Source organism: Nocardia pseudobrasiliensis NBRC 108224 (assembly GCF_001613105.1).
In the GTDB taxonomy this organism is placed as follows: domain Bacteria; phylum Actinomycetota; class Actinomycetes; order Mycobacteriales; family Mycobacteriaceae; genus Nocardia; species Nocardia pseudobrasiliensis.
Genome location: NZ_BDBS01000058.1, coordinates 1 through 6,037, shown reverse-complemented (window position 1 = coordinate 6,037; position 6,037 = coordinate 1). Strand labels below are relative to the sequence as shown.

The following is a 6,037-nucleotide window of genomic DNA, read 5'->3' as shown; positions in this document are numbered from 1 at the left end:
GGTGGCCGCGGAGGACCGGGCGGCCTCGCGCAGCGCCTGGGCGGCCGCGGCGACACCGCTGTCGATCGGTGTCAGTGTTCTGGGCGCGCTGCTCATCGGAATCGTGTTGTACGGCAGCGGTTCCGGGGCAGCGGTCACCGCGTTGCAGCCCGCCGCGCCGGGCGGTGTCACCCCGATGGCGCTGTCGGTTCTGGTGCTGTTGCCGCTGTCGGCGTTCGAGGCCGTCGCGGTGCTTCCGGCCGCGGCCCAGGCGCTGACGAAAGGCCGTGCGGCGCTGCATCGCATCGAGGGGCTGCGCCGGGATGCGGGTGCGGCCGCCCGGCATCACCGTCGCGATCTGCCCGATCTGCCCGCCGGGCGGCGCATCGCGGTGGTCGGCCCGAGCGGCGCGGGTAAGACCACCCTGCTCATGGCCTGGGCCGGACTGTTCGACACCCCGCGCCCGGGCGTCACGTTCTTCGCCGAGGATGCCCATCTGTTCGGCACCACCGTGCTGGAGAATCTACGAGTGGCTCGACCGGATCTGACCGCCGAGGAAGCCGAGAAGGCCCTGCGCACAGTCGGTCTGGGCGACTGGCTCGACACCGTCCCCGACGGCGTGCACACAGATCTGGTGGGCGGCGCGGCCGCGGTCTCCGGCGGTCAGCGCCGTCGCATCCTGCTGGCCCGCGCGCTGATATCCCCGGCGCGGGTGCTGCTGCTGGACGAACCCACCGAACATCTCGAGGCCGCGGCCGGTGCGGATCTCCTGCGCGATCTGCTGGATGTGGACAGCGGACTGATTGCTCCGGACCGCGCGGTCGTGGTCGTCACCCATCAGCTGCCCGCCGACCACCGCGCGGACACCGTCGTGGACGTCGATGCCGCGGGCCGGGTGACCATCCGCTCCGCGGTCCCGGAAAACATGGCCTGACCTGCCTTTTCGCTGGCCGAGAAATTCCGTTGCCGATAGTCGGGCAGCCGACTAAATTTGTCGGTACACGGGAAAGGAGGTGGTTCGAGAAATGATTTCTTCGAGGACGCGTGAGGTGGCTGCCGGTTAAGCGCCACCGCTGCTGACGGATTCTCGTCCCGCGCGAGCGCCGAGCCAATCCCAGGCAGCCACCCGACCCCCGAGCCCCCGATGAGTCCGATCGGGGAACAGCGTGAGAACTTGGTCTCCGCGGTTCAAGGCTCGGGGGTCGTTCCGGTTTTGGGCGTTCCCGGCGAGTTACCCATGTTCTTACGAAATCAGGGGCTGCGTTCTCGAAGTGCTTCTGGTTTGCCGGGTGGTGACGTTACGGTGGGGGGCATGACTCTGGCTGTGCCGCAGTGGTTGATTCCGCCCATGGGAGGGTTCACAGTAGAGCACTTCCTGCGACTGACCGGTTTGCCCAAACGGACCGAATTGATCGATGGCAGCCTGATATTCGTTGCGCCGCAGACCAAGTGGCACAGCCGGGCGGTGATGTTGCTCGAGGAGGAGCTGGATCGGCAGGCGCCCGAGGAGTTTCGGGCCGATTGGGAGATGGCGGTGCGGCTCGGCGATCGGCAGATGCCGGTGCCGGATGTGGTGGTCGTGACCGAGGAGGCCTACGAGCGCGACGAGCCGACGTCCTACTACCACGCCGAGGATGTCCTCATCGTCGTCGAGGCGGTCTCACCCGATTCCGAGGAACGCGACCGCGACACCAAACCGGCCAAATACGCCAAGGCTCGCATTCCGCACTACTGGCGCATCGAGCCGAACGGCAAGGATGCGGTCGTGCACACATTCCAGTTGGACCCGAACGCGAATCGCTATACGGGGACCGGGATTTTCCACGATCGGCTGTATCTGACCGATCCGTTCGAGGTGGATATCGAACTCGACGGAATTTCGGTGCGTCAGCCGATGTAGCGCTGTAATCGGGCCGACAGCCGCGGCTTCAGTGCGCCGTCGGCCTCCACGCGCTCCTCGACATAGCCGAGATCGCCGCCCTCGATGATGCCGTAGAGGCGTTTGGCGCCGCCCACGACCGCGCCGGACTGGCTGCGGATCACCACATCGGTGGCCAGCTCCCACGAGGATTGGGTCAGGGCCTGGCCGTAGAACAATTCGACGATGCCCGAGCTGTGCGCGAGCAACAGTTCGATCACCTCGTCGTCGCCGTCGATGCCGACCCGCCAGAAACCGGTCTCGCGCAGATCCGGACCGCCGTAGCCGCCGTCGGGATTGATCACCCAGGACCGCGATTGCCAGGACAGATAGTCGCCGCCGTCGTGCGAGACGATGATCTGCTGGCCGAAGTGGTAGTCGCCGCGCTCGGCGTCGTTGCCCTCGCCCTCCCCGCGCCACACACCGACCAGCGGCAGCAGCGCGAGCATGGAGGAGCTCAGATCCGGGCCCTGGCGCAGGTTGGCCGTATCCTCGGGCAGCGGCAGATCCGGGAGCTGTGGAATATTGCGGATACCAGTGGATTTCGCGCGCTCGGACGCCTCGGCGACCGCCTGGTCGCCACTGCGGCGCGGGGCATCGCCACCGGTACCGTTCTCGCGGCGAGCGCTCGACTGATGAGCCGTTCCGTTCGCCGCAGCGTTGTCTACGTTCTCGTCGCTCGCGTCTGTCACGACTCGGTGAACAGCCGGTAGAGGACGTACAGACCGAACCAGGCGATCAGCACGGAGACGAGAACCAGCAGAATCTCGAAGGCAAGGACCACGTATCGAAGTCTAACTTTCGGTGCCCGTCAACCAGAAACGACCCCGGGAAATCCCGGGGTCGTTTCGCTGTGGTGTTGCTTACTTGGCCACCGTGACGTCGATGGCGTGGATGCCCGCACCCTCCGGCTTCACCTGCGCCGTGCCGTTACCGGCCGACGACAGTGCGCGGATGGTCCAGTCGCCCGGGGCGGCGAAGAAGCGGAAATCACCGGTGCCGGAGGCGACCACCTCGGCGGTGAACTCGTCGCTCGAGTCCAGCAGTCGCACGAACGCGCCGCCGACCGGGTTGCCCGAACCGTCGAGCACGCGCCCGGTGAGCACGGTCTCCTTCTCGGTGTCCACATTGGCGGGCAGGGTCTGACCCTGGGTAGGTGCTGCACACATGACGATTACGCTCCCAACTCGATCGGTGCACCGACGAGGGAGCCGTATTCGGTCCAGCTCCCGTCGTAGTTCTTGACGTTCTGGTGGCCCAGCAGCTCGCGCAGCACGAACCAGGTGTGCGAGGAGCGCTCGCCGATACGGCAGTAGGCGATGGTCTCCTTCTCACCGTCCAGGCCGGCCTCCTTGTAGAGCTCGGCGAGGTCCGCGTCGGACTTGAAGGTGCCGTCCTCGTTCGCGGCCTTGCTCCACGGCACGTTGATCGCGCTGGGGATGTGGCCGGGACGCTGACTCTGCTCCTGCGGCAGGTGGGCGGGGGCCAGGATCTTGCCCGAGAACTCGTCGGGCGAGCGCACATCGACCAGGTTCTTGGTGCCGATGGCGTCGATGACCTCGTCGCGGAACGCCCGGATGGTCAGATCCTGATCGCCGGCCTTGTAGGTGGTGGCCTCGCGGTTCACCGCATCCTTCGACAGCGGGCGGCCGTCGAGCTCCCACTTCTTGCGGCCGCCGTCGAGCAGTTTGACGTTCTGGTGGCCGTACAGCTTGAAGTACCAGTACGCGTACGCCGCGAACCAGTTGTTGTTGCCGCCGTAGAGGACCACGGTGTCGTCGTTGGAAATGCCGCGCGCCGAGAGCAGATCCGAGAACTGCTCGCGGTTGACGAAGTCACGCCGCACCGAATCCTGCAGGTCCTGCTTCCAGTCGAGTTTGACGGCGCCCTCGATGTGGCCCGTGTCGTAGGCGGAGGTGTCCTCGTCGACCTCGACGATCACGACGCCGGGGGTATTGAGGTTCTCTTCGACCCAGTCTGCGGAGACCAGGACGTCGGAGCGAGCCATGTTGATCCTTTCGAGATGTGACTTGCCGGGCTAGGTGGGGGAGTTGGTGGGAGCGCCCGACTTCGGGAGCAGCCGCTGGGCAAGGGGATAGATCTTGCAGCCCAGGCAGATGCCGAACGCGGCATTGAGGAACGCCGCGAACAGTGCGAAGGCGGCGAAGATGGTTCCGACCACCCCACTGCCGAACGCGAAACCGAGGAAGCTGATCGCGGCGAAGACGAAGCCGACCAGCTGTGCGAACCGTACGGGCGCCGCGGGTTCGGTCTCCGCGGGCGGGCCCAGACGCGGGGCGACGAAGGTCGCGTACAGCCAGCCGTACGGGCTGCGGCGCGGACCGTTGAGCGCGCCGAGCGCGAACACGATGGTCTGCAGGCCGATGAGTACGGCGGCGGCCGTGGTCGAGAGGGCGGCGGCGATCAGGACCAGCACGAGTACGGCGGTCGTGATCCAGGCCGCGAACCGGGGGCCGCGGACATCCACGTGGCCTTCCGGAATGCGTTGGGTTGCTTGGGTATCGGGGATAGAGGTGTGCTCCGGCATCGGAAACTCCTGCGCTGCGATCAGGCTTCGGCTGTCAAAGGATTGAGCAGATCACCGGGGATCTACGAGATCACACAGTCGGTGGAAAAACCGGTCGGCGTCAGAAGGGTGCGAAAGGCCGACCGGCTAGATGCACAGGCAGCAACAACCGCCGAGGCGGCACAGATCGACTGTGCGGCGTCGGGTGAGCATCAGCTCTCGGCGGGTTTGCACGTAGAGCAGTTTACCCGTTTCGGCGCGGGAATTGGACCCCGGGTCCGAATCTTGGGATTCAGGCGGCTTCGGGCACGGTCAGCGGGCTGAGCGCACTGCGCAGATCGCCCGGCTTCGGCACGCCGGAGATACGGAATCGTTCGCGGCCGCGGGCGTCGAAGACGAAGGTGGTCGGCAGCGAGAGCACGTTCAGCTCCTTGGCCAACGCCGGTTCGGCATCGATGTCGACCTCGATATCCAGTGGGGGCTGCGGGGTTTCGGCCAGATCGGCGACCACGCCGGCCACCACCCGGCGCACCGCGGCGCATGGGCCGCACCAGTCGGCGGAAAAATGCACGACCGCGGGGACCTCACCCTGTACGCCGACGGCGGCCAGCATTTCGATGCGGGTGTCGTCGCCGGTCATGGCGTCGACCGACGAGGTCCGAATCCGGCCCTCGCGCAGGCGAACAGCCACGCCCGCGGCCAGACCGGCGAGCAGTACCACTATCAGGATTGTGATCTGCATCATGTTCGGGCAAACCTGTTCATCTCGATCGTCATGTTCTCGCCCTCGCCCTCGACGATGATGTCCCCGCCGAGCGCCTGGACCTTGGTGGGATGTACGCCGAAGGGCAGATCCCGCGTATCGATGGTGCGTGTGAAGCGAGCCAGTACCGCGGCCTTGTCCAGATCCGGGCTCCACACCGCGGTGGTGGTGTCGCCCTCGTCTCCACGATAGATATCGGTGGCCACCACGCGCACCTGGTCGCCGTCGAGCAGCAGATTGACCTTGACGCTGACCCGGGTCGTGCTGCGCGTCTCCGGGCCGAGCTGGATGGTTCCGCTGAGCAGGTAGGTATTGCCCTGGGTGGTCATGCCGGTGCCGCCGGATCCGCCGGTGCCGTCGGACTTGTCGGCGGGCGGACCGGTCAGCGACAGGTTCGGAATGTTCAGCAGGCGACCGAGTTCCAGCGAGTCGATGCGCATCCGCCCGGCCACGCGGTCCACCGGCACCGCGCGCATCTTCCCGTCCATCAGATCGTCGATCGGAATGTGCACGCCATTGAGGGTCGCCTCGACCAGGATCTCCCCGGGGATCTCCGGATGATTGGCCCGCGCCCGGATCTCCACATTGCGGTAGTCACCCCGCCACGCCTGCACGACGAACGGAAACCCGTGAATGGTGACCTCGGGATCCGCACTGAGATCCCCACCCGCCCGCAGCGCCCGCGACACCCGATATTCCGTATAGGCCGCCGCAGTGAAGTCGGCCACCACCGCCAGCGCCACGACCAGCAGCACCCCGACAATCACCTTCCGCATGTACGCACGATATCTGTTGGTACATAGCCGGGCTCGACCCCGCATCCTCCGCTGCGCTCCGGATGCGGGGAAAG

Annotated in this window: 8 protein-coding genes; 2 read left to right on the top strand and 6 right to left on the bottom strand. The window is 66.4% G+C overall.

Annotated elements, in window-relative coordinates; translation table 11 throughout:
- Both NP4_RS34830 and NP4_RS34825 read left to right on the top strand, forming a co-directional pair.
- Positions 1-913: ATP-binding cassette domain-containing protein (locus NP4_RS34830; protein WP_156524965.1), on the top strand; the 913-nt coding region annotated here is incomplete at its 5' end.
- 378 nt (positions 914-1,291) lie between these two features.
- Positions 1,292-1,879 (top strand): Uma2 family endonuclease, encoded by a 588-nt coding sequence (locus tag NP4_RS34825; protein ID WP_068007050.1) that lies wholly within the window; start codon positions 1,292-1,294, stop codon positions 1,877-1,879.
- Here the strand turns inward: NP4_RS34825 and NP4_RS34820 are convergent.
- From NP4_RS34820 to NP4_RS34795, 6 genes are all read right to left on the bottom strand, one after another.
- Positions 1,867-2,589 carry a heme-binding beta-barrel domain-containing protein gene (locus NP4_RS34820; protein ID WP_068007048.1) on the bottom strand — a complete coding sequence of 241 codons (723 nt, stop codon included), beginning with the start codon at positions 2,587-2,589 and terminating at the stop codon, positions 1,867-1,869. The two genes, NP4_RS34825 and NP4_RS34820, sit on opposite strands and share 13 nt — an antisense overlap.
- Before the next feature lie 171 nt (positions 2,590-2,760).
- On the bottom strand, positions 2,761-3,066 hold the full coding sequence (locus NP4_RS34815; RefSeq protein WP_062514664.1) for a DUF1416 domain-containing protein: 306 nt from the start codon (positions 3,064-3,066) through the stop codon (positions 2,761-2,763).
- A 5-nt stretch (positions 3,067-3,071) separates the two neighbouring features.
- The gene (locus NP4_RS34810) at positions 3,072-3,905 is read right to left on the bottom strand and encodes a sulfurtransferase (RefSeq protein WP_062514661.1); all 834 of its coding nucleotides are present in this window, start codon (positions 3,903-3,905) and stop codon (positions 3,072-3,074) included.
- A 30-nt stretch (positions 3,906-3,935) separates the two neighbouring features.
- Positions 3,936-4,445 carry a DUF4395 domain-containing protein gene (locus tag NP4_RS34805; protein WP_068007044.1) on the bottom strand — a complete coding sequence of 170 codons (510 nt, stop codon included), beginning with the start codon at positions 4,443-4,445 and terminating at the stop codon, positions 3,936-3,938.
- A 271-nt stretch (positions 4,446-4,716) separates the two neighbouring features.
- Positions 4,717-5,169 carry a thioredoxin family protein gene (locus NP4_RS34800; protein ID WP_068007040.1) on the bottom strand — a complete coding sequence of 151 codons (453 nt, stop codon included), beginning with the start codon at positions 5,167-5,169 and terminating at the stop codon, positions 4,717-4,719.
- Positions 5,166-5,963 (bottom strand): LmeA family phospholipid-binding protein, encoded by a 798-nt coding sequence (locus NP4_RS34795; protein ID WP_068007038.1) that lies wholly within the window; start codon positions 5,961-5,963, stop codon positions 5,166-5,168. Before NP4_RS34795 ends, NP4_RS34800 begins: the two co-directional genes overlap by 4 nt.
- Positions 5,964-6,037 lie beyond the last annotated feature (74 nt).

What these genes read in the sequence shown, in the direction of transcription:
- NP4_RS34825 (WP_068007050.1), top strand. Translation starts at nt 1,292, where the DNA reads ATGACTCTGGCTGTGCCGCAGTGGTTGATTCCGCCCATGGGAGGGTTC.
- NP4_RS34805 (WP_068007044.1), bottom strand. Translation starts at nt 4,445, where the DNA reads ATGCCGGAGCACACCTCTATCCCCGATACCCAAGCAACCCAACGCATT.
- NP4_RS34815 (WP_062514664.1), bottom strand. Translation starts at nt 3,066, where the DNA reads ATGTGTGCAGCACCTACCCAGGGTCAGACCCTGCCCGCCAATGTGGAC.
- NP4_RS34810 (WP_062514661.1), bottom strand. Translation starts at nt 3,905, where the DNA reads ATGGCTCGCTCCGACGTCCTGGTCTCCGCAGACTGGGTCGAAGAGAAC.
- NP4_RS34800 (WP_068007040.1), bottom strand. Translation starts at nt 5,169, where the DNA reads ATGATGCAGATCACAATCCTGATAGTGGTACTGCTCGCCGGTCTGGCC.
- NP4_RS34795 (WP_068007038.1), bottom strand. Translation starts at nt 5,963, where the DNA reads ATGCGGAAGGTGATTGTCGGGGTGCTGCTGGTCGTGGCGCTGGCGGTG.